Genomic DNA, 22,422 nt, shown 5'->3' with positions numbered 1-22,422 from the left:
CCCCGGGATCTGCAATCCCGGAGCAGCGGACGCCGTGGGTTTCGCACGATCTCGGCGCCGATGCGGCCACCGGAGTAGCGATGCTCACGACCCCGCCCCACCTCCACGATGTGTTGAGGATTTCGCGGAACTCGCTGACGTCCTCGCCCCTGAAACCGGTCGCACTCGACCGCGCCACTGATGTTCTCGGCCGCATCGACGGACACGATCTGGCATCGACCAGTTACACCACGGCCTTACTCACCACGAAAACGACTTTCGAGTGCTCCGTACGACACATTAATGGTAGCTATGCTAGCTACTCTAGCTAGAGTTGCAGCGCGCCAAATGCCGCCGATCAGAGTCGTATACAGCACCCTGATGTGAGCGGCCGCCGACGGAATCCTTCGAGGAACCTCCTTAACGGCGCTAACCGGCTTTCACCACACGATCCCAACGCAGGAGACAACCCTCGTCACTTTCGTCACAGTGATGTAATTCGAGCGGGTCGTCCACGCCGCCCCGTCGGTCGCCCACGACCGACGACCGACGATGAAACTGCAGAAGCACTCTCGGACCTACACGTGCGGATCAACGGAATCTGTCGGGCGGGTTACACGTAGGGCTGCCGCAACCTCATGCGTCCACCCGTGCCTGTGCCATCGCCACTCCCCCGTGCAGGGGCTCCGCTGGCGTAGTGTGGCCCGGCCTTCCGGTGCAGGTGAGCGAACTTCCGCGGATGGAGTCCAAGTCGACAGCTCGGTACCGTTTTCCGCCTTGATCAGATCGATGACCTGATCGGGGGTCGCTCGATGTGGGTTAGCCATCTGGTGAGTGTCCTTCCTGTTCATCGCCCGTCGGCGATGTGAGTGGTGGTCGGTGCGGTCCGATAGACGATGGACCACAGCCCCCGATTCCGGCACGCAGAAGTGCACGAGGTCCCTCGATGCCGCGCATTTCCGCGGTTCCGAGAATGCGGGTGAACGCCGCGCGCATCGACTCTCTGTTGGCGGGGATCAGGCTGTCCGCCATCTCGGCGAGGAGTTCCTCCTGGTCCTCGACCGTCGTCGTGCACCACTTCGAGCGACACACCGGCGTCCTCAGCCACGCGGCGGACAGTCAGCGCGGTGACACCCTGTCGCGCGGCGAGCACGAGCGCGGCCTCGATGAGCTGTCCACGGCGCACATCCGCGGGAAGCCTCTGCGTCCGCGGATCGTATGCGATCGCGTCCGACCAGCTGACGAATCGCACGGCCCGACACCGTCAGCAGTCGCCGTCATTTCACCTGCTGTTTATCGGGGCAATGCTGACGCGTTCACAAGAACAGGTGCCCGAATCGGCACCCAAATGCTGTGGGGCTGTTTCGCCACCCGTTCGCTGCAAGAGTCGGGGACTCTCAGAACGAGGTGAGCATCGTGAAGTAGAAGATCGCGGTACGCACCGCCATCGCGTCGGCGGTCATCGCCCCTGCGATGGTCTTCGCGGGCGGTACCGCCGCCGCGGTACCGGCGCTGAGCGCCGGGGACCGGGGAAGTGACGGTGAGGGCCCCGCCGGTGAGAGCTGGACCTGCTTCGGATTCGACTCGGGCTTCAACGTCAAGACCGGTGCCTTCGGGCCCGGGGTTGCGGAAAAGCTCAGCGTTTTCGCGAAGGGAAACGCGACCGTCTTCTGCTTCGGCGGCACGGCGCCGTTCTTCTTCACCGGCAGCGTGGCGGTGAAGTAACCCAATTCAGTCGGTCCCCGGGGGCACGGTCTCTGGCTGGTACTTCCATCGGCCGGGTCGGTCTACCCGTCGGATCCTTACGTGCTCAGGTCGGCGGTGAGGTCGTCGGTGTCGGCGAAGACCAGGCGCCCGTCGTCGAGGGCGACAGCCCACCGGTGCACCGGCGCCCAGGCGTGCCCGCGCTCCTCCGTGTCGGTCAGCTCGGCGTAGTCCTCGATGATCCGACCGGTCTGCGCCGGTTCGGACGGCCGGCGCACCAGTACCCGCGCGCCCGCGCCGAGTGGACCGGGTTCGGGTTTCGGACTGTGATCCTTCTTCTCGGGCATCGGTCTGCGCCTTCCGCTCGGCTACCCGTTTGGATCATAAACACCTCGTCGACGAAACCTCATGCGAGGCGCTGCCAAGGGGCTGAGCGATCGACAACGATCCGACCGGGCTGCGCCGCCGATGACCTAACGATCCCTGAGACTCGCTCGGAGTCGGATACCTTTTACCGGGGACACGAATCGCCGACTGAATACGACTCAGGCGCGCGAACGAACTTCCCGCAGATCACCCCTCCAGGGTATACATCGCGATAGAGCGAATAGTTCGTTCGTGCAGTTACCTGAAATGGTTTCTCGCCATCCGATACCGTCTTCTCGAATACCCTGTCCCCCTCCAATATCGTAAATTCCAAATCAAAATCACATGCGAATTTTCTGGTCGTCGCAGAAACGTTGAAAACATGCTGCTCATCCGCCGTGAGAGAGACTGTATTTTCGGGAAAGAAGGCGACTACATCATTTGATTCGTTCCGATACGTCGCCTCGGGGTCGGGTTGATCATCCAAGTTGAAGTTGAGCAAGGTCGATCGCTCCGCACCCGATGGGGGTTGCAGGAATAGAGCTCCATCGTAGGAGGAATCACAGTCTGAGATCGGTCGAATATCAAGGATTCGCACTGCGTTCTCACGGTTCCCGGCGACCGTGAGACGAATGTATACAGTCTCCAATGCTGCGCCCCCATGCTCAACCAACCAGTCCGCTTTCGCCTCTTCCCCATTAATTTCGTTGAGCTGCGCGATCTGCGTGTTTGTAAGCTGCGGCTGGTCAGGCAAGGCAACGGAATGACCAGTTTTCGGAGACCAATAAGTTTCGACGTTTAGGATGTCTACTGGGTCGCCCATCTCCGGTGGAAGTCCTTCGAAAATACGAACGAAAATTCCCGTGATTACTACGCCCAATGCCGTGACAATGATTCCCGCCATCCAAAATAGTGGCCTCAACCATAATTTTCGCTTTTCTTTTTTTGGTCGCTGCTCGTCATCGCCCTGATAGCCACCCTGCGGATACCACCCCGGCGGCGGCCCACCCGAGTACCCCGGCGGCGGCCCACCCGAGTACCCCGGCGGCGGCCCACCCTGCGGATACTGACCTCCCGGGGGTGGGACTGGTTCATGTGGCTGTTGAGGCGGCTGAGCTGGCATGGCGATCCAAACCTTGGGCTACTTACGCACGGCCTACCCCACGATCCTGACTTGAAACCGGCCGGTCCTGTTATTTTGCCGAATGCCAACGAACGGTCCATCCGAGCGAGGATCATGAGTTCTATGACGGGACCGCCGTCGGGCGCGGATCAGGAACCTTCGGCGGCACCTCTTGCGGTTCCGCCGAGGGTGTTCTCATGGCGGAAGCCATCCACGTGGGTGCCGAAGCAGGTGGGCCCGCCGCCCGCTTGGTGGTTCAAAGATGGTGTATTCGTCGTCATAGTGGGATTGCTGATTTTTTCGTTCCAAAGCTATGTCAACGACGGCCGGGAGAGGGCGAGTAACCGCGTAGAGGCGGAACAATCATTTCGAGAAGCCACCAAAGAAAGCCAATCAGGATCGGCACCTGCTGGATCCGACATGGCACCGCCAGCTCCACCTTTTGACCGGTCTTACACTGCGATGCAGGGTATGAACCTGGCAGGGATTGCACTTCCTGGCGCGATTCTGATCGAGTCGGATCTTGGTAACGCCATTCTTCGAAACGCGGTCCTGAGCGGAGCGGATCTCACGTTGGCTGATCTCGATGGTGCGCAGATGCAGGGATCCACCCTGATTGGCGCAACGCTCGACGGAGCCTCGCTCAATGGTGTGGACCTCACGAAAGCGGAGCTGGGTTGCCCTCTACCGGTAGATGATGCCCACCACGGGGATCGCGAGTGCGATAAAGACACTGACACGAAGTTAAGGCTGACGAAGCTGATCGGTGCGGACCTTCACCGCGCAAGCTTCCAGGGCGCCGACATGTGGAAAGCAACACTTATCGGCGCTGACCTCGGCGGAGCAAACATGCGTGAGACAAAATTGGGATCGGTGAATGCTCAAGAGGCGCAATTTGATTGCGAAGAGGAATCGAACCCGAGTAATTGGGAGAATCCGGTCCACACCTGGTGCGTCGATCTGCGCGGTGCGACTCTGTGGAACGCCGATCTCAGAGGCGCCGACTTGTCCGGCGCGGACCTTACTGGCGCCCGTCTGAACGGTGCAATCCTAGGAAGCACGGCATTCGACCGCACCAGACTGAGCCATTTGTTCTTACCCGACGCAAACCTAGACGGCACCAATCTCACTGACATCTGCTACGACGACACCACGGTGTGGCCACTCGGTTTCACCCCACCACCCGCACGAGATAGAAGTTGCCCCACGCGTAAGACCCTTGAGAGGGACGTGCAGAGTGTTGTCGACCACCTTGAGAACGGCGATAGAGAAGGGGCTGCCAGGCTAGCCCTCTCTGCCAGATGTGCTCAGTGGGATGGCCTCCCGAAGTGGATCGACGACGTGGCCGCACGTGTCGGCGAATTAGACTCTGATGCGCCGAAATACACGGTGGGGGCCCTGGAAACCGGTCTTGGCGGAATTGCCGCTACGGTCCTGTGGACCGCTTCGGCGACTGAATCATCTGGTCCGGCCCCCGAAAGAATGATCCATGAGGGCGACAAGTGGAAGTTCGACCCCTGCCCTCCCTAGATCCGCTCCGTGTTCGTGGGCGTGCGACCTGGACGGTCATCGCTGGGATGGCGACTTGACGGTGGAGTGCGGGGCGCGGTTGGTTCCGATGGGTGCGAGGTGGTGGAGTCCTGGGAGGCTGTAGGCGGTGAGGGCGAGTCGGGTGCGCCAGGTTTTGTGTTTGTATGCCCAGAGTCACTGTCCGAGGAGCCATGCGGCGATTCCGGTAGCGAGGATCGCGACCGGGAGGGGGCCGGCGCCGGTGAATCCGATGCGGAGCAATCCTTCGAAGATGCTGGGGCGCCGACGAGGCGGGCCGGGAGATCCGAATGCCCAGATCAGTAGCGCCCGGATTGCAATGAGTGCTGCCACTGCCATGGGTGGACCTTTCTGCTGGGCCGGGTGGTGACAGAGTTCGGCGATTGCCCATGCGGCGGAACTGCTGAGCAGAAGGCGGAATGCTGCTCGAACGCCTGGCGGACCGGGTGATGGCCGCTCCCGCTCCGGGTTCGAGGGCCTGGTACGCGCACCGGAGCACCGCTGCTGAGATTGTGCATGGCGAGCGATCCGAGCGTGTACGGAAATACCGCATTCGGCTTCTTCCGTAGATCCGGCGCGTCGAGTTCATACAGCGGGATGTCCCTGAGCTTGTCCAAGAACAGTAGGTGGGTCAAGAAGTAACCCATGTATGAGGTCAGATGGAGTGTGGCAGAGCGCGGCTGCACCGTGACGACCGCACCGGTGTCGAACACGTAGGGCTCGTAGGGGTGGTCGCCGCGCAGCATGTATCCGGTGCAGTTCACCATCCAGCTGCCCGGTTGGATCGTCTTCGCTGATCCGCTGCCGAATACCAAGTCGGTCTCGCCGTTGCGGTCGACGGCATCCACGACGTGATCCATGATCACCTCGTTCAGGCCGGTGGCGATCGTCTTGTTCTCCGACTCGGATAGCAAGCCCAGCAGGTAGTTTCCTGTAGTAGGGGTCAACCAGGTGCCGTAGGTATCGCGTAACCAGGTCGCGACATCGGTCTCGTTTGTCCCGTCGAAGCGCCGACCCAGTTCTATGAAAATGCCGGTGACCATTGCGCCGCCCCACCATCGTCGGCCGCCGACAGGGAATAGACGGTCGCGGTTCGAAAAGAATGTTCCTGAACCTGCGACAAGGTTCACTTCGCGACCGGGGTATTCCGTGATCAGTGTCAGCGGCATCCATCGCGGTCTTTCCGCCACCCACGACCCATACGGGAGCGTCGCTCGCCCGCATCTCGTTGGCTCCTCCTATCACGGACTCGTTGCTCGATGAGTGGGAGGACATCGGTGAGGCGTCGTTCACCACCGAGGATGACGAGATCTGCTGCGACGGCCTGACTGGGAGCATCATCGGTCCGATGGATACTGCTGGACCGGGCAGCTACCGGATCCGCGTGCTCGCCCGTGGCCGCACTGAATATTGGGACTCGTACCCGCCCAAATCTGAGCAGCCACTGGTACACCTCCAACTCCAGATCTGGCCGCAGGCCCCTGCTCCGCGGAGACTCATCCAGTACCGGGACCGGTTCACGGGAGATTTGGTTCGACCTGCTGGCGGTATCGTATAGCGATCGCTGACCGGTCAACACGTCGCCGGCTGGCGGTGCGTCTGCAAATCTTGTTTTGCAACGTCGCAGTCCCAATCGTCTGGCGAAGAGCGCGTTCGCCACCTGCGCAACGGACTCGGTGTTAGCGTCGGGAAATGCTGAGGTCATTGGTCGTGACCCTCCTGTGCATGGTGGCTCTGAGCGGTTGCAGCGGCAGCAACGAAACGGAGACCGCAGGAGCCGGGGGTGGCGATCCCACCTCATCGAGGGTCGCTCTCGAACCACCGTTTGATGATCCTGCTGCGAAGACCGGGGCAATTGCTGTCGATCCCACACCGGCTCCGCCGGCACCCTCCTCTGACCGGCCTCCCACAGTTGACCCGACGATCGCACTAACACCACTGCCCTCGAGCTTGCAGCTTCCCCCGGAATACCCACCGCCGCCGCCAGCATCGTCGGGAAGCGCCGTGGTGACTGACGTACATGTTGAGAAGCACGACAAGTTTGACCGGGTGATTTATGCGTTTGGTGGCCATGGGATCGCGACCTGGAAGATCGAGTACGTCGCCGAAGCGGTCCAGTACGGAACCAGCGACATCATCAAACTCCCGGCTCGTTCGATTCTGCAAGCCGACTTTTCCGGCACCGAGGACACTCCCGACGACACCGTCGTCGCGTTCCAGCCAACGAGTCCACTGATCGAATCGGGCGCCGACGTCGTGTCCACGGTGTACTTCACACCGAGCTCCTCGGGGATCACGCAGTCGTTTATCGGAATGCAGGTCGAGAGGCCACCGTTCACCGTCACCACGCTGTCGGATCCGCCGCGGCTTGCTATCGACATAGCGGGGTCGTAGAACGAACGCCGTGACCGCTCACCGATCCGTCACTGAAACCTGCCGAAACCGGTCACCTGCCCGGCATCCACTCACGCCGGAGTCTCCAGTCGTACGTGGTCATGACCATCCCGACGGTTGCTCCGAAGAGGGCGCCGACTGGTGCGATCAACCACCACATCAGGTCGGCGTCGGACAGTGTCATCCGAGTCAGCTTCGACAGTCGGCCACCGACATGCTTGATCGCAACGCCCTGCGGAACAACCACTATGGTGAGCGCCGCGAAAGCACCCGCGCCGAATCCAAGCACCATCAGCAGCGTGATCAGCGGGCGTGGGCTGCCACGCTCATCACGCACCCAGGACCATCGAGAACCGGCCAGCACATACCCCACAGCCGCGAGAATTGCGGCTGTGGGCACGACCAGTGCGGCGGCCATCCAGGGCCACGTCGGCGTCCAGGATGGGACCGGTGGCTCGGCGGAGAATCTGGCAATCGCACGTATCGGGCCCGGCGGCCCGAATGTCGGCGGGCCGATCCACCTCCACGCCAACGACGCAAGCACACCCAAGAAGGCGCCATAGCTGGCCAACGCCCAGATCAAGCGCGAGTTGCCTACCGATCGGCCGCGTGAAGTCACTTCGGTAGTTCACCAGACCGGACTCACGACCGCGTCCCGTTCGCGATCGCTGACCGGTCATCGATCAACGTGAGCCGGTCCGTCGAGCGATCAGCCGCCGCCGTGGACAGAAAAGTCGGCTGCCGGGTGTGAAATCGCTCGTCAACCGTCCAGAATTTCTGTAGTGGTGACTGTAGACATTGCGGGGTTGTCGTTGTAGAGTTCCTCTCGTCGCAAGGAAAGAGTTCACGAGGTGCGGGAGGGAATGAACTGCCCGCAGAGAAGTAACGCAAGACCAGGATGTGCCGGGCAAGGGTTGATGTGAGTGTGTAAGGCCCCGGCATATCCGGCGGCGGTCGGGTGGCACGAAGGCCTGACAGCCGGATGAAGTGCAGTGAATAAGGAAGTGAAACCCGCTCCGGCCCCCGGTGCCTCACGGCGCCGGGGGCCCTGTCCGTTTGAAAGGTGTCACCCCATTTCGGAAGATTCGCCCGACCGACGCGCGGCCGGGAAGCTCGACGACGAGGACTACCCGGCATACAGCATGGGTCACGCCGCCGAGATCCTCGGCGTGACACAGGCATTCCTGCGCAGCCTCGACGCCGCGAAGCTGCTCACCCCCGGGCGCTCGGAGGGCGGCCACCGCCGCTACTCCCGATACCAGCTGCGTCTCGCCGCCCGAGCCCGCGAACTGATCGACCAGGGCACCGCGCTCGATTCCGCGTGCCGCATCATCATCCTCGAAGACCAACTCGCCGAGGCCCGACGCATCAACGCTGAACTCCAGCACACCCACCGCCCCAAGTCGGATCAGCCCGGCCCCACATCCGGCTGAAACACCCCAGCCCCTTCGGAACACCAGTCGAGGTCCATTCCGCGGAAGCCGCCCATCCGCTCGGCGACCTCACCTCGGATCTTTGCGAGAACGAACAGTCCGCATCAGCCCAGACCACACCATTCGAGGCGTCCGCGTGCGGTCCCGCAAAACCATCGGCTATCGGCACAGCGCTGTGGCGCCCTGATGCGGCAGTCGGAGCACGATCGATCGAACCCGGCGAATATCTGCGGCTTGCACACCGAACCCGTACGAGTTCATCATGGCGTGTGACCGGGAATCGCGGAACTCGCACGCTTTTCACAACTGGCGACACGGTGATGCTCCACCCTCAAGGGGTCTCGAAGTTCAAAATCCTCAGTATCGATGAGGATGGCCATGCACTCATCGAGTCCTTACTGGACAGCCCAGGAAAATACGCCTTCAGCGTCGCGGTGAAGTTTCTCGTCCCGGCGCAGTCCTGATTCGCTGTCGGAGTGACGATCTACTCTGACAACCGCGACGAGCAACAGGTCGCCACTCACTGCCCAGACCGGTGATCTGATCACGGTCCTGATCTGCGGTGTTCCGCGGATTGGCAGGTGCGTGGCGGCCTGTTTCTCTTTGCGATCTGGGGTGAATCCGCCATCATTCGGCCTGCACCTACGGGCCCACTCGATTGGGTAGCTGTACCGATCCGCCTCCGGCGGTCGATACACAGCGCAGGAGGGGTGCGCTTCCATTCAACTGAGCCCGTTTCCGATCAAGGAGTTCGTCATGTTAGACCTGGGATTTTTCTCTGCCTTCCCTGAGTTCACCAATGCCCTCGTGGCCATATCAATGTGGTGGCATTCGCTTCCATTCAACTAACCCCGGAGGTGATAACGGTGATTCCGATCCCCCCGTACGGGTTGGGTGGCAGCTGGATGGTGTGGACACCCTGGCTGGCGCCCATCGTTCTCTGGTGGAACTCCTGGCACTGACCCAGTACCTATCGCCCGCCGCCGGCGACGCGCTGTCCTGAGCCTTCTACCTGCGTAGCTCCCAGGTCACGGGCACAATCGGGCGTATGCGGCTGATCGCGCCCATGCTGGCCACGGCCGGCGCACTCCCGGACGACACGGCGGAACGTCCGTGGCGTTTCGAGATGAAGTACGACGGGTGCCGGATGCTGGCCTCGGTGGGCGGCGGCCGCGAGCCGGTGCTGTGGACCCGCGCCATGAACGTGGTGACACCCTCGTATCCCGAGGTCGCCGAGGCCTTGACGGCGGCGTTCGGCGGCCGCGGGCGCATCGTTCTCGACGGGGAAGTCGTCGTACTGGATAAGGGCAAGCCCTCGTTCGGACTGCTCCAGCGGCGCATGGGCGTTGCCCATGCGACGAAGCCGCTGCAACGGCGAATACCCGTGACTTTCTTACCCTTTGACGTCCTGGTGCTCGACGACGTGGACCTCATGAGCTCGTCGTACCTGGATCGGCGGGCGGAGCTGGCTGAGCTGGATTCGATCATCCAGGGCGTCGGAGGTTTGCCCATCACTGCCCCTCCGCACTGGGAAAATCAGAGCAGCAAAATCATGCTGAATGCGGCGAAAAGTGCTGGAATGGAGGGGATTCTGGCCAAAAGATCGACATCGATCTACCTTCCGGGCCAGCGGAACCGATCCTGGATCAAACACGCAATCCGCACTCGCAGTTCGATTTTGGTCATCGGCTTCGTCGGCTCGAGCCGATCTGTCGCGGCGCTGATCCTCGGAGCGTACGACGCTGAGAACCGTCTGGTCCAGGTGGGTTCCGTTTCTGCCGGACTCACGGTGCCGATGCGCCAACAGCTCCGAGAGGACTTCCGGCCGCTGGAACGCCCTAGCAGCCCTCTCACGGACCCGTCAGCGGCCGCGGAGACCTTCCCTGGGGTTCAAGTGGCTGAATCCTCGGCTGGTCGTGGACGTCGCCTACAGGGCTCACACGGCGGGTGGGCTCAGGCACCCCTCACTGAAAGGCCGGCGCTTCGACGTCAATTTTCAATCGGTTCGTGTGGAGGATCTGTAGACCGGCCAGAGGAAAGCCGCCGACACCTTCCCCGGCGTCAGCGGCTCCTCATCCCCGACGTCGAGAACGCTACGCAATGTAGGTCTTACCCGGCTCGGGGGTGACAGTGACGCCATATCGCCTCTCGGCAAGTGGTCGCTCGTAGCGACTTTTCTGGTGTGGTACCCGGGGTATGAGCGCCACCGTCAGCCTTTTCAACAGCGGCGGAGCGGGTGGTATTCCGACGCGCCGGCCAACTCTCACGGGGCGATCGATCAGAAATTGATGACGCCGTAAGCAAGGGGATTCGGTGTGTACAGCGGGTCAGGCTTGCCGATTAGGGGATGATCGGTAAGCGGCTCACCGAGAATCGCCAGGCCGCCGCGGTGCAGGGTCAGTCCGGTGATCGATCCCACCAGGACAACAGTCTTGTCGTGAACCATGAGGACGATCGTCGATGCGGCGACGTGATCGGCACGGAACTTCCACACTCCGCGTCCCCGCTCCCACAGTTCTTGCGGCGTGAGATCCGGGGAGTAGCCGACGTGCGTTCGGCCGAGTGGGTCGCCGGTATTGGCAGGTGAGGATTCGTCGAGCCTGACCCGTAGGGCCGTAGTCCGTGGTGGGAGCTGCTTCGGGCGGAATCGCTGTAGTTCGGTCTCTGCCCCGTTCTCGCGGTCCCGAGGAAGGTGGATGAAGGCGGGATAGTGCCTACCTGCGAGTTTGACCGGCGGCAGCTCACCGGTCGCGGAGAAGCGTTGTCGCTCGCAGAACTGCACGCGCCGCTCGAGATCGTCCGGCAGGGGTGTGTCGAGGATGTCGAAGCCGAGCTTCTTCAACGCCCATCCGACCCCGACAGTGTGCCGGCCGGGAAGATACGTGGAATGCATGTGTCCGGCGTCTTCCGGCACGGCCGAGTGCATCTCCTCCCGACAGTCCTGCGGCAGCACATCGAGGATGCGCAGCATGCACGCGCCGAGCACGGTCGATGTCGGCTCGCTCAAAGCGGGACGATGCTCGACGCTCGCGATAGCGACGTACACGCTGACCATTCGAACGAAATATGCCTCCACCAGCGGGAAGATCTCTTCCCACCACTCGACTGTCTCGGCCGCCTTGCCGCAGAACAGAGCGTAAAACGGACTCTCATCGAGAAGGCGGACCGCGGCCGCGGCCGAATCGTCCAGCGCGTCGAGAATCAGCTGTGCGTGCTCGGTGCTCTCACACTTGTCGCACGGGTGGGCCAGCACACGAAAGGTGGTTTCACTGCGCCGAAACCTGCGATGACCGCAGCTGTAGACAAGACAGCCCGGGGCTACGCAGTACAGGCATGCGTGGACGTCCCCGTTCTTCCACATCGCGTGTGACCGGCGCTGCAGCGGCGTTTCTCGCCACTCGTGACCAACGGGGCATCGCCACCACAGCATCTCGTGCGAGGAGGCCGTGGTCGAATCGAGATCGACCCCGGCATTGCGGGCCCGATGTAGTTGCCGAAACAGTTCTGGGTGCTCATCTTTGAGACGCATACCCCCCCTTGGGTCTCGATGGGTAGAGATACTCTCTTGTATCAATTGCGCGGAATTGCCGTCGACGCAACCTAAGTCGCTATGGGAGCGCTAGGCCAGCAAGGTCATGAACCCTATGAGGAAGACTCCCAGGCCGCCGAACAGCACCGGGAATTCAGTGCTTACCTTCATCCGGCCGATGACACCTGTGGTCGAGACGTACCCGATTGCGGCGGCGATCGCACCGAGAATCATCAGTGCCATGCCAAGGGAGCGAGAAAGTTCGTCATGGCCGCGAACGGTAGCCAAACCTCGAGAGTCCCGGAGAAGGCTTTTGCCTGCCTTGACCAGCAGCGATGCCGTACGGCATCGCTGAGCCTAACAAAGACGACAGAACGTCGGGCGTGTCGTAGCGCTGGATGCCGCCAGTACTGTCATCCGGTCCATACCGGAAAAGAATCTGTGGCACGCAAGTGTCGTAGTTGAGATAGGTCTTCGAGGCGGGATCACCCCCGCATTCGCGGGGAGCACGGTTCGATATCTTTCCCGACCTTGAGAGTGCCGGGATCACACACCCCCGCGTTCGGCGGGAGCACTTGATGTCGCCGGCGTCGGCGTAGCTATTCATGGGATCACCCCCGCGTTCGCGGGGAGCACAACTCGGCCTCGACACGGATGGCGACCAGGTTGGGATCACCCCCGCGTTCGCGGGGAGTACCCATTCTCCATCAGGAGCGGATACCAGAAAGAGGGATCACCCCGCGTTCGCGGGGAGCACGGCGGGCCGCTCGAGGAACTTGGCGTTACCACCGGGATCACCCCCGCGTTCGCGGGGAGCACTACTTCTGCCCCGGCTTGGCCACCTTGCGGCGGGGATCACCCCCGCCTTCGCGGGGAGCACCTCGACGACCCCGAGGAGATGTTCTGGTGGATGGGATCACCCCCGCGTTCGCGGGGAGCACTACTTCTGCCCCGGCTTGGCCACTTTGCGGCGGGGATCACCCCCGCCTTCGCGGGGAGCACCTCGACGACCCCGAGGAGATGTTCTGGTGGATGGGATCACCCCCGCGTTCGCGGGGAGCACGAGCTGGTCGACGTTCACGGATTCGACACGAAGGGATCACCCCCGCGTTCGCGGGGAGCACAGCCACTTTTTGGCGGCGGTCGCCCACTGGTTGGGATCACCCCCCGTTCGCTGGGGAGCACAAGAATGTTGGTGCTCATGATGAGCCTTTCCGGGGATCATCCCCGCGTTCGCGGGGAGCACTCTTGCTGATCAGCGGCTTTAGGTTAGCCGATGCCAGAACGCATTCAGTTGCCCCTCTGGACCGTCGTTTCAACGACCGCCGTACCAGTCCCAGGGTGACCGATTTCGACGACATCAGTGCCACCCGAGCAGCACGGATAGGGCAGTTTGCTCCCTGCATACGCAGGGATCACGGTCAATCCGACTCAATCGCCGGGATCACCCTCGCAGCCACCGGCGAGGACAAATAACATTAAGGGTGAATGAGTTGGATTTGTAAAGGGCTTCCAAGAAGAACGGCCGCAGGGTAGCGTCCGTTCCAATCGAACGTCGATGGTTCCGGGACGAGGAATGCAATGCTCAGTTCGGCGTCACGGTCGGTGTGGGCCAAGTCGATCCCGGACGCCACCGGGCAGATAACGCATTGGTTGCCCCTGCACCAACACCTCGACGACACCGAGGCCGTCGCGGGAATGTTGTTTGATCATTGGCTTCCACACCAGGTGATCTCCCGTATCGGGGAAGACTTACCCGATGGCCCGATCGGGGCGCGGCGGCTTGCCCGTTGGCTGGCGGGTGTGCACGACGTCGGTAAGGCGAGCCCCGCCTTTGCGGTCCAGGTGCCCACCCTCGCCGACCGAATGCGGGACCAGGGTTTGGTCAGCAAGCAGAGTTTGGCGAAAGACCCCGCGCGAAGCGCGGTTTCGCATGCCCTCGTGGGCCACCTCGCGGTCCGGGACTGGTTGGTCGACGAGCTCGGATTCACGGCACGTAGGGGCGCAAACCAGTGGGCGGTAGTGGTCGGCGGTCACCATGGGGTTCCACCGGAAGACGGACAGCTGATCGTCACCCAGGATCGGGGGGATCTCAGGGGTACCGGGCGCTGGCAGCAGACGCGGCGACAGTTCCTCGAGCGGGCCGCGGAGCGGGTGGGCGGCAGAGAATCGCTGGCGATTTATCGGGACGCACGGATCAGCCAGCCTTCCCAGGTTCTCCTGACCGCGATCGTGATTGTCGCGGACTGGATTGCTTCCAACACGGAACTGTTCCCGGTTGAATCCATCGAGACGGCGAGGATCGCTGTCGGCGAACTCGACGAGGAGCAGGCTGCGCGAATCACCCGAGAGCGTGTCCACGATGCGTGGTCGAAGTTGGCGCTGCCGCCCGGTTGGTCTGCGCGGCCGGTCGGATCGGATCTTGACGATCTGGTCGCACAGAGATTTGGCATTTCCGGGGCATGTGCGCGGCCGGTTCAGCGGGCGGCGGTCGAGGTGGCGCGGGGGCAGTCGCATCCAGGCATGCTGATCGTCGAAGCACCCATGGGTGAGGGGAAGACGGAAGCCGCGTTGCTGGCCGCGGAGATACTCGCCCACAAATCCGGTGCGGGAGGCATCTTCGTCGCACTGCCCACGCAGGCGACGTCCAACGCGATGTTCGATCGGGTTCTCACCTGGCTGCGGGCGCTGCCCGATGATGCGGGGACTGCCACGCGGACGGTGAATCTGGCGCACGGCAAGGCCACCTTGAACGACGACTTCGCCGGTCTGGTGCGGGCGGGCCGTTTCATCTCGGTGGGCGATGACGAGACGACGGGCCGTGACCGGAAGTCGGGATCGGTCATTGCACATCAGTGGCTCAGCGGCCGCAAGAGGGGTGTGCTCGCGTCGTTCGTGGTGGGCACCATCGACCAGGTGCTCTTCGCCGGGTTGAAGAGCAGGCACCTGGCTCTTCGACACCTCGCACTGGCGGGCAAGGTCGTCATCATCGACGAGGTGCACGCCTACGACATCTACATGTCGCAGTACCTCGACCGGGTCCTGCATTGGCTGGGCAGCTACGGGGTTCCGGTGGTGCTGCTCTCGGCAACGCTGCCGTCGGGTCGCCGCAGTCAGATGCTCGACGCCTATGACAGCGGCCGAGGCGTCGCGGGAACATCCGCCCCGCAGTCGGAACACTGCGGGTATCCGGTGGTGCTGGGGACCGAGGGTTCCTGCACGCGCACGGTGCGCGGCGTCGAGGCCTCCGCCCGCTCCACCTCGATACATCTCGATCACCTGTCGGACGACCCCGAGGCGCTGGTGGCGTACCTGCGTGAGCATCTCGCCGGCGGCGGCTGCGCGGTGGTAATCCGCAATACGGTCACCCGCGTGCAGGAGACCGCGCTGCTGCTCGAGGGGGTGTTCGGCGAGGACACGGTGACCGTCGCTCATGCCCGATTCCTCAGCTGCGACCGCGCTCGCATCGACCGCGCGCTGCTCGCGCGGTTCGGTCCTCCGGGCGACGGCGTCGACAGGCCGCGCACCCACATTGTTGTCGCCTCCCAGGTGGTGGAGCAGTCGCTGGATGTGGACTTCGACCTGATGATCACTGACCTGGCCCCGGTCGATCTGGTCCTGCAGCGGATGGGCCGTGTGCACCGTCACCGGCGAGGTGTGAGCGAGCGCGGCCGCCCGGCGGGTCTGCAACAGGCCCGGTGCGCGCTGGTGGGGGTCGAGGATTGGGCCGCAGTACCGGTGGTCGCGACGGCGGGGTCACGGCGGGTCTACGACGACTACGCACTGTTGCGTAGCGCCGCCCTGCTGGGCCCCTCAGTTCGAACCGAAGTGGTTTTGCCGGAAGATATTTCGCCTTTGGTGCAGACCGCGTACGGCGACGACGAGGTCGGGCCGGCGGACTGGCGGCCCGCGATGACCAGGGCACGGGAGAAGTCGAGACGAGACAGCGCTGTGCGCGCCGAACGAGCGGACTCATTCCGGCTCGACGAACTCCGCCCGGGCAAGTCCCTGATCAACTGGGTCCGGGCGGGAGTGGGCGACGTCGATGACAGCCCCCGCGGCACGGCGCAGGTGCGCGATGGGGGTGACAGCCTGGAAGTGCTGGTGGTCCAACGTGATGCCGAGGGGGGATTGCATACCCCGTCGTGGATCGAGAAAGGTTCCCGGGTTCAGCTGCCGACCGACCTGCCGGTCGAAGGATGGCAGGCCAGAATCGTGGCGGCCTGCTCGCTGAGGCTGCCTCCGGCGTTGTGTTATCCGACGGTGATCGACGACGTGATCGCCGCCCTCGAGACCGACCACATCATGAGCTTTCATCAGTCTGCGCTGCTCAAGGGCGAGTTGGTGCTCGTTCTCGACGAGCACCGCACCGCCACCCTCCGCCATGGCAGGGCGAACTTTCAGCTCACCTACGACCCACGACGAGGATTGATCCATGAGCGACTCTGACCTGCCGAGCTTCGACCTCATCGACGAGCCCTGGATCCTCGCGCAACGGGTCGACGGCACGGTGGCGCAGCTGTCCCTCCTCGACGTGTTCGGTCAGGCGAACGATCTCACCGGCGTGGTGGGAGAGGTGGCGACGCAAACCTTCGCGCTCACCCGGCTGCTTCTGGCCGTGCTGCACCGCGCCGTGGACGGCCCCCGCGACGACGACCACTGGGAAGAACTCTGGACGGCCCCGGAACTGCCGCTGGCCCGGATCGGGGCCTACCTGGACCACTACCGGACCCGATTCGACCTGCTGCACCCTGCGGCCCCGTTCTTTCAGGTCGCGGGCCTGCACACCGCCAAGGGTGAGATGTCGAGCCTGGCGAAGCTGATCGCCGACGTACCCAACGGCGATCCCTTCTTCACGACCCGGCTCGGATCCGGGACGTCCTCGATATCACTGGCCGAGGCGGCCCGGTGGGTGGTGCATTGCCAGGCGTTCGACCCCTCCGGAATCAAGTCCGGGGCGGTCGGGGATCCGCGTGTCAAGGGCGGGAAGGGCTACCCCATCGGGACCGGATGGTCCGGCTATCTGGGAGGGGTACTCGCCGAAGGCCGGACGCTGCGCGAAACCCTGCTCCTGAACCTGATCAGCGCGGACTACGGGAGCTACGCGCAATGGCGAACGACGGACAGCCCGGTGTGGGAGCGGGATCCGCACGGCCCCGGTGAAGAACAGCCAGGTGGCCAGGCCCCGCGCGGGCCCCTTGATCTGTTCACCTGGCAGAGCCGCCGAATCCGTGTGCAGCACAGCGAGGGTCGGGTCGACGCGGTGCTCATTTGCAATGGAGACAAGCTCACCCCGCAGAACTGCCACAAACTCGAGCCGCATACGGCGTGGCGGCGGAGCCCGGCGCAGGAAAAGAATCGCGGCGAAGCGCTGGTCTACATGCCCCGTGAGCACGATGCCGAACGCAGCATCTGGCGGGGGTTGCAGTCGCTGCTGCCGGGTGCGGCCGGCAGCAGCCAACACGCGGACGGTGCCGCGGCCCTCGCACCGCTGGTGCTCGAGTGGATCGGTCACCTCCGAATCGAGCAGCTCCTTGCCCCCGGCTACTCGATACGGCTGCGCACCATCGGGGCAATTTACGGAGTCCAAAGTTCAGTTACCGACGAGATCATCGACGACGCGATGTCGATCAGCGTCGCCCTACTGCGCCAGGACGACCCCGCTCTCGCCCAGATCGCGACCGAAACCGCCAAGACCGCCGAGGGCGGTGCGCGTGCGCTGTGGTCCCTGGCCGGCAACCTCGTCGACGCGGCCGGGGGTGATCCGGAAGGTGCGAAGTCTCGTGCCGCCGAGCTGGGATACGCCGAACTCGATGGCCCGTTCCGGCACTGGGTGGCGTCGCTGACCGGCGACCGCGACCCCACCGACGTGCAGATCGAGTGGCATCAGCGGGCCGAGAAGATCATTCGCACCATCGGCACCGGTTTGCTGGCCGACGCCGGCCCGGCGGCCTGGGTCGGCCGCACCGTGCGCGGCCGATTGGTCACCACCGCCCACGCCGACATGTGGTTCCGGTCAGATCTTCGCAAGACCTTCCCCTTGGCCTATCTCGAGTCCACCAGTGAGAACCCCAGTGAGGCGACAGCATGAGCACAACAACCGATGACATGCCGGCAGGCGCAGCGGCGGATACCTCCCAGGGGCGGTGGGCACCGCTGGGCACCGTCGGTTCGGTGGTCGACTCCAGGCTGCGCGTGCTGCAGGAGGGGTTGCTGGCAAACACCTCGGCGAGCGTGGCCACGCTCGCGCGACTGCGCCGCGGGGTCGGGAAGCAGCCCGGCAGCATCCCCGATATCTGGCAGGTGACGCTCGCGGATGAGTTCGTTCCCGCGGGCTCGGGAGATTCACCGACCGCGGCCGAGACCGCAGCGCATATCGCGATGACACTGTATGCGGTGCACCAGCAGTCGGCGAAGGGTCGCATGCACCAACGCGGGTACGGACTCGGACGTTCCGCCCGTTTGCTCCGCAAACAACTCAAGGCCCCGGACGCCGAGACGGACCCGGTGCGCCGACGGTTCCAGGCGATCGGCACGGCCGACTCACTCGAAGAAGTGGTGCACCACGCGCGAGGCCTCGTCCAGCAGTTCCGCTCAGCCGCGATCCCACTGGATTACGGGCTGTTCGCCGATCAGCTGTCGAGCTGGCAAACCGAGGCCGGTGCCGGTCGTGTCCGGCTGCAATGGGGTCGCGACTTCTACCGGGTCGACGCTCGCGACGACGCGGCGCGCGAGCAAGGTTCCACCCCCACCACCTGACCCCTGCACACCTGAGGAGACCGTCATGCCCCGCACCATCGTCGATATTCACATCATCCAGACCGTCCCCCCGAGCAACCTCAACCGTGACGACACCGGCAGCCCAAAAACCGCGGTGTACGGGGGCAAGCGCCGCGCCCGCGTCTCAAGCCAGGCATGGAAGCGCGCAACCCGGGTCGACTTCGACGCAACACTCGACCGCGCCGACCTCGGCGTGCGCACCAAACGAGTCGTCGAACTCCTCGGCGCCGCCATCGCCGCTCGAGAACCGGCCCTCGCCGATCGATCGCACGGCCTCGCGGAAGAAGTCCTCAAGGCGGCGGGAATCAAAACAACGGCGCCCCGCAAAGCTAAGAAGGATGCCGCGGTTCCGGCGGAGTCCGGCTACCTCCTCTTCCTCAGCCGGCGGCAGATCGAGAACCTCGCCGAACTCGCGGTGTCGGCGGCATCCGAGGCCGGGGACGCGGCGGTGACCATCGACAAGCCGGAGGCGAAGAAGCGGGCGAACCGTGACCACTCGATCGACATTTCGCTGTTCGGTCGGATGGTCGCCGAGGTCACCGACCTCAACGTCGACGCGGCCGCGCAGGTGGCTCACGCCCTGAGCGTGCATGCGGTGGACAACGAATATGACTACTTCACCGCCGTCGATGATCACAAGCGAGCCGACAGCGACGAGGACGCCGGCGCGGCGATGATCGGCACCGTCGAGTTCAATTCCTCGACGCTCTACCGGTACGCCACCATCGATGTGGATCGGCTGCACGACAACCTGGGCGATACCGACGCCACCCGGCGTGCCGTCGAGGCCTTCGTCCGATCATTCGTCAGCAGCATGCCCACCGGCAAACAGAACACCTTCGCGAACCGGACCCTGCCGGACGGTGTGGTGGTGACCGTGCGCGACACCCAGCCGATCAACTTCGTCGGGGCCTTCGAGGACGCCGTGGCCGACGGCGCGGACGGTGGCCGCATCGCGGCCTCGTGCCGCCGTCTCGCGGACTACGGCAACGAGGTTCACGAGGCCTTCGGGGAAACCCCGGTCGCGTCCTGGTCCATCGGGGTGGGCGAGCGGGCGGCGCCGCTGACCGGGCTCGGCCCGCGCAGCGACCTCGCGACCGTGGTGGAACAGCTCGGGGTGCTGGTGGCCGAGCGATCAGGGGGCGCGTGATGGCCACGCTGCTACTGCGTCTCGCCGGCCCGCTGCAGTCCTGGGGCACCACCAGCCGCTTCGCTCGCCGCAACACCGACCGCGCACCGAGCAAGAGCGGAGTGATCGGTCTACTCGCCGCAGCCGACGGGCGGCGCCGAACGGACCCCCTCGACGACCTGCTGGAGCTGCGCGTCGGCGTCCGCATCGAGCAAGCCGGCCGCATCGAGCGAGACTTCCAGACCGCCCGCACCCGCGACGGCCAGCACTCGATGCCGCTGTCCTACCGGTTCTACCTGGCGGACGCGGTGTTTCTCGTCGCGGTGGAGGGCCAGACGGAACTCATCACCGGCATACACGAAGCCCTGCGCAAGCCGGCCTTTCCGCTGTACCTGGGCCGCCGATCCTGTCCCCCCGCCGGCCCGATGGCCATCGGCGTTCGCGAGGACCACGCGGCCGAGGTGCTCCGGTCCGAGCCATGGCGGGCATCAACCTGGATACAACGCCGCCAGCGCGGTCCCGAGGTCACCCTGGACACGATCATCGATTGCCCACCCGGCGAGCCGGGCAGCGACGTCGTGCGGGACGAGCCGCTGAGCTTCGACCCGCGCCGCCGCGAATACGGCTGGCGATCGGTCAAACACGGACACGTCACCGTGCCCAACCCGTCCCACCGTGGTGCGACAAACACATCCATCCCACCCGCACCGGCACAGGACCACGACCCGTTTACCGCGTTCGAGGGGCGCTGAATGTTTCTGACCCGATTCGAGATCAACCCGGCCCGGCGCGGGACCCGCACGTTGTTGTCCTCCCCGCAGGCGATGCATGCGGCGGTGCTCGCCGGATTTCCCAGCGGCACCGAGCAACCCGACGAGAAAGGGCGCCTGCTCTGGCGGGTGGACCAGGATGCGCACCGTGCCCTGCTCTTCGTGGTCAGCCGGAACCGGCCGGACCTGACGCACCTTGCCGAACAGGCCGGATGGCCCACCCGTCCCGAGTGGGAAACCCGCGATTACCAACCCCTGTTGGACTCGCTGCGCGCCGGGGACCGGTGGGCGTTCCGACTGACCGCCAACCCCACCCGCAGCGGTCGCAAGGACGCCGACGCCGAGCAGACGCAGCGATTCGGGCATCTGACCGCCAGACAACAACAGGACTGGTTGCTGGGGCGCTGCGAGAAGAACGGATTCACCATCCCCACCGGTGGTAGCGGTGAGCCTGCCCTCGAGGTGCGCCGCCGTGAGGTCGTCCGATTCAACCGTCAGGGCAGAACGGTCACCCTCAGTACCGCCGTGCTCGACGGTCAACTCGAAGTTGTCGACGCCGACACATTCCGGCACGTCCTCACCCACGGACTCGGACCCGCCAAAGGTTACGGCTGCGGGTTATTGACCTTGGCCAAGGTGAGCTAGATGGCCAAGATCCCCGGTGCACCGCCAGTGCCGCTTCCCCAGTTGGTGCGGGCACAGGACCGTCTGACCTTCCTCTACCTCGAACACTGCATCATTCATCGCGATGCGAATGCCATCACGGCCAGAGATGCGCGAGGGACGGTGCACATACCTGCAGCGACGTTGGGCGCGTTACTGCTCGGCCCAGGCACCACGGTGAGCCAGCAAGCAATGGTCCTGCTCGCCGAGAGCGGATCGACCGCCGTGTGGGTGGGTGAGCAGGGCGTGCGGTATTACGCCCACGGGCGATCCCTGGCTCGGTCCTCGCGGTTGCTCGAGGCGCAGGCGGCGTTGGTCTCGAACACGCGCTCTCGCTTGCGGGTGGCACGTGAGATGTATGCGATGCGGTTCCCGGGCGAGGAGGTCGGCGGGCTGACGATGCAACAACTTCGGGGGCGAGAGGGTGCGCGGGTCCGCAAGATCTACCGCGCGCAGGCAAACCGGACCGGGGTCGAATGGGCCAAGCGTGATTACGACCCGACAAACTTCGCGGGAGGCTCGCCGGTCAACCAAGCGCTCTCTGCTGCGCACACGAGCCTCACGGCAAGTCCGCGGCCATGTTCAGTGCTCCCCGCGAACGCGGGGATGATCCCAACGCGAACAACAACAGCGCGCAATATCGCGCGGTGCTCCCCGCGAACGCGGGGGTGATCCGTAGTGGAACGAGACCAGCGCGTTACGGGGCGCGTGCTCCCCGCGAACGCGGGGGTGATCCTATTGCGGAGGATCTCGGCTACACGTACGTCGACGCTCCCCGCGAACGCGGGGGTGATCCCGCATCGCCGGCATGGAACAACCATCCACGCCCGTGCTCCCCGCGAACGCGGGGGTGATCCCGAGCGAGCGCAGCCGGCGAGAGTGGATTGTCCGTGCTCCCCGCGAACGCGGGGGTGATCCCAAGATCGACGCGGCTGTGGCTGGCGTCCTCGCGTGCTCCCCGCGAACGCGGGGGTGATTCCAGCACTGAACCGTTCGTCGCGTCC

Annotated in this window: 18 protein-coding genes, 1 pseudogene and 1 CRISPR repeat array (1 of these 20 cut by a window edge); of the genes and pseudogenes, 12 read left to right on the top strand and 7 right to left on the bottom strand. The window is 64.2% G+C overall.

Translation table 11 applies throughout. The annotated features are described in order from the left end of the window. The first annotated feature begins 1,452 nt into the window (after nucleotides 1–1,452). On the top strand, nucleotides 1,453–1,704 hold the full coding sequence (locus ACLIVD_RS41680; protein ID WP_491933620.1) for a hypothetical protein: 252 nt from the start codon (nucleotides 1,453–1,455) through the stop codon (nucleotides 1,702–1,704). Between the two features lie 77 nt (nucleotides 1,705–1,781). Here the strand turns inward: ACLIVD_RS41680 and ACLIVD_RS41675 are convergent, their stop codons facing one another. Both ACLIVD_RS41675 and ACLIVD_RS41670 read right to left on the bottom strand, forming a co-directional pair. After that, complete coding sequence (locus ACLIVD_RS41675; RefSeq protein WP_491933619.1) at nucleotides 1,782–2,030, bottom strand: hypothetical protein; 249 nt, start codon at nucleotides 2,028–2,030, stop codon at nucleotides 1,782–1,784. Nucleotides 2,031–2,194: 164 nt separating this feature from the next. Next, complete coding sequence (locus ACLIVD_RS41670) at nucleotides 2,195–2,953, bottom strand: hypothetical protein (protein ID WP_491933618.1); 759 nt, start codon at nucleotides 2,951–2,953, stop codon at nucleotides 2,195–2,197. Nucleotides 2,954–3,391: 438 nt separating this feature from the next. Here ACLIVD_RS41670 and ACLIVD_RS41665 point away from each other — a divergent pair, with 438 nt between their 5' ends. Beyond that, nucleotides 3,392–4,702 carry a pentapeptide repeat-containing protein gene (locus ACLIVD_RS41665; protein ID WP_491933617.1) on the top strand — a complete coding sequence of 437 codons (1,311 nt, stop codon included), beginning with the start codon at nucleotides 3,392–3,394 and terminating at the stop codon, nucleotides 4,700–4,702. A gap of 174 nt (nucleotides 4,703–4,876) precedes the next feature. Here the strand turns inward: ACLIVD_RS41665 and ACLIVD_RS41660 are convergent, their stop codons facing one another. Together ACLIVD_RS41660 and ACLIVD_RS41655 are read right to left on the bottom strand one after the other, a co-directional pair. Further along, nucleotides 4,877–5,059, bottom strand: coding sequence for a hypothetical protein (locus ACLIVD_RS41660; protein WP_491933616.1), 183 nt, complete (start codon nucleotides 5,057–5,059; stop codon nucleotides 4,877–4,879). After that, a complete protein-coding gene (locus ACLIVD_RS41655) occupies nucleotides 5,020–5,889 on the bottom strand; it encodes a hypothetical protein (protein ID WP_491933615.1) in 870 nt (289 codons plus the stop codon). The genes ACLIVD_RS41660 and ACLIVD_RS41655 overlap by 40 nt, the downstream gene beginning before the upstream one ends. Before the next feature lie 541 nt (nucleotides 5,890–6,430). Between ACLIVD_RS41655 and ACLIVD_RS41650 the strand changes: the two genes are divergently transcribed. Then, nucleotides 6,431–7,114 carry an AMIN-like domain-containing (lipo)protein gene (locus ACLIVD_RS41650; RefSeq protein ID WP_491933614.1) on the top strand — a complete coding sequence of 228 codons (684 nt, stop codon included), beginning with the start codon at nucleotides 6,431–6,433 and terminating at the stop codon, nucleotides 7,112–7,114. Nucleotides 7,115–7,166: 52 nt separating this feature from the next. Here ACLIVD_RS41650 and ACLIVD_RS41645 read toward each other — a convergent pair whose 3' ends face one another. Then, the gene (locus ACLIVD_RS41645) at nucleotides 7,167–7,532 is read right to left on the bottom strand and encodes a hypothetical protein (RefSeq protein ID WP_491933613.1); all 366 of its coding nucleotides are present in this window, start codon (nucleotides 7,530–7,532) and stop codon (nucleotides 7,167–7,169) included. Nucleotides 7,533–8,106: 574 nt separating this feature from the next. On the opposite strand from ACLIVD_RS41645, the gene ACLIVD_RS41640 reads away from it, so the two are divergent. Next, a complete protein-coding gene (locus tag ACLIVD_RS41640; RefSeq protein WP_491933612.1) occupies nucleotides 8,107–8,547 on the top strand; it encodes a MerR family transcriptional regulator in 441 nt (146 codons plus the stop codon). A 1,048-nt stretch (nucleotides 8,548–9,595) separates the two neighbouring features. Continuing rightward, nucleotides 9,596–10,675 (top strand): ATP-dependent DNA ligase, encoded by a 1,080-nt coding sequence (locus ACLIVD_RS41635; RefSeq protein WP_491933611.1) that lies wholly within the window; start codon nucleotides 9,596–9,598, stop codon nucleotides 10,673–10,675. Nucleotides 10,676–10,825: 150 nt separating this feature from the next. Here the strand turns inward: ACLIVD_RS41635 and ACLIVD_RS41630 are convergent, their stop codons facing one another. Next, on the bottom strand, nucleotides 10,826–12,076 hold the full coding sequence (locus tag ACLIVD_RS41630; protein WP_491933610.1) for a zinc-ribbon domain-containing protein: 1,251 nt from the start codon (nucleotides 12,074–12,076) through the stop codon (nucleotides 10,826–10,828). Between the two features lie 90 nt (nucleotides 12,077–12,166). Further along, on the bottom strand, nucleotides 12,167–12,319 hold the full coding sequence (locus ACLIVD_RS41625) for a hypothetical protein (RefSeq protein ID WP_491933609.1): 153 nt from the start codon (nucleotides 12,317–12,319) through the stop codon (nucleotides 12,167–12,169). Nucleotides 12,320–13,657: 1,338 nt separating this feature from the next. Between ACLIVD_RS41625 and cas3 the strand changes: the two genes are divergently transcribed. The 7 genes and pseudogenes from cas3 to cas1e form a co-directional block, all read left to right on the top strand. After that, the gene (cas3, locus tag ACLIVD_RS41620; protein WP_491933608.1) at nucleotides 13,658–16,525 is read left to right on the top strand and encodes a CRISPR-associated helicase Cas3'; all 2,868 of its coding nucleotides are present in this window, start codon (nucleotides 13,658–13,660) and stop codon (nucleotides 16,523–16,525) included. Beyond that, complete coding sequence (casA, locus tag ACLIVD_RS41615; RefSeq protein ID WP_491933607.1) at nucleotides 16,512–18,167, top strand: type I-E CRISPR-associated protein Cse1/CasA; 1,656 nt, start codon at nucleotides 16,512–16,514, stop codon at nucleotides 18,165–18,167. The genes cas3 and casA overlap by 14 nt, the downstream gene beginning before the upstream one ends. After that, nucleotides 18,164–18,835, top strand: a complete 672-nt coding sequence (gene casB, locus ACLIVD_RS41610) for a type I-E CRISPR-associated protein Cse2/CasB (RefSeq protein WP_491933606.1) — start codon at nucleotides 18,164–18,166, stop codon at nucleotides 18,833–18,835. Before casA ends, casB begins: the two co-directional genes overlap by 4 nt. A 25-nt stretch (nucleotides 18,836–18,860) precedes the next feature. Beyond that, nucleotides 18,861–20,006 carry a type I-E CRISPR-associated protein Cas7/Cse4/CasC gene (gene cas7e / locus ACLIVD_RS41605; protein ID WP_491933605.1) on the top strand — a complete coding sequence of 382 codons (1,146 nt, stop codon included), beginning with the start codon at nucleotides 18,861–18,863 and terminating at the stop codon, nucleotides 20,004–20,006. Further along, complete coding sequence (cas5e, locus tag ACLIVD_RS41600; protein ID WP_491933604.1) at nucleotides 20,006–20,737, top strand: type I-E CRISPR-associated protein Cas5/CasD; 732 nt, start codon at nucleotides 20,006–20,008, stop codon at nucleotides 20,735–20,737. The genes cas7e and cas5e overlap by 1 nt, the downstream gene beginning before the upstream one ends. Further along, nucleotides 20,738–21,400: a type I-E CRISPR-associated protein Cas6/Cse3/CasE gene (gene cas6e / locus ACLIVD_RS41595; protein ID WP_491933603.1), complete on the top strand. Its 663-nt coding sequence runs from the start codon at nucleotides 20,738–20,740 to the stop codon at nucleotides 21,398–21,400. Continuing rightward, nucleotides 21,401–21,979, top strand: a pseudogene (gene cas1e / locus ACLIVD_RS41590) (type I-E CRISPR-associated endonuclease Cas1e); the annotation flags it as partial. A 24-nt stretch (nucleotides 21,980–22,003) separates the two neighbouring features. Beyond that, a CRISPR array of direct repeats spans nucleotides 22,004–22,422; the repeat unit is 23 nt; unit sequence GTGCTCCCCGCGAACGCGGGGGT; it runs 31 nt beyond the window's last position.

This window comes from Rhodococcus sp. G6(2025), from assembly GCF_058628105.1.
The sequence above is the reverse complement of the archived record's forward strand: the minus strand, read 5'-3'. Positions and strand labels throughout refer to the sequence as shown.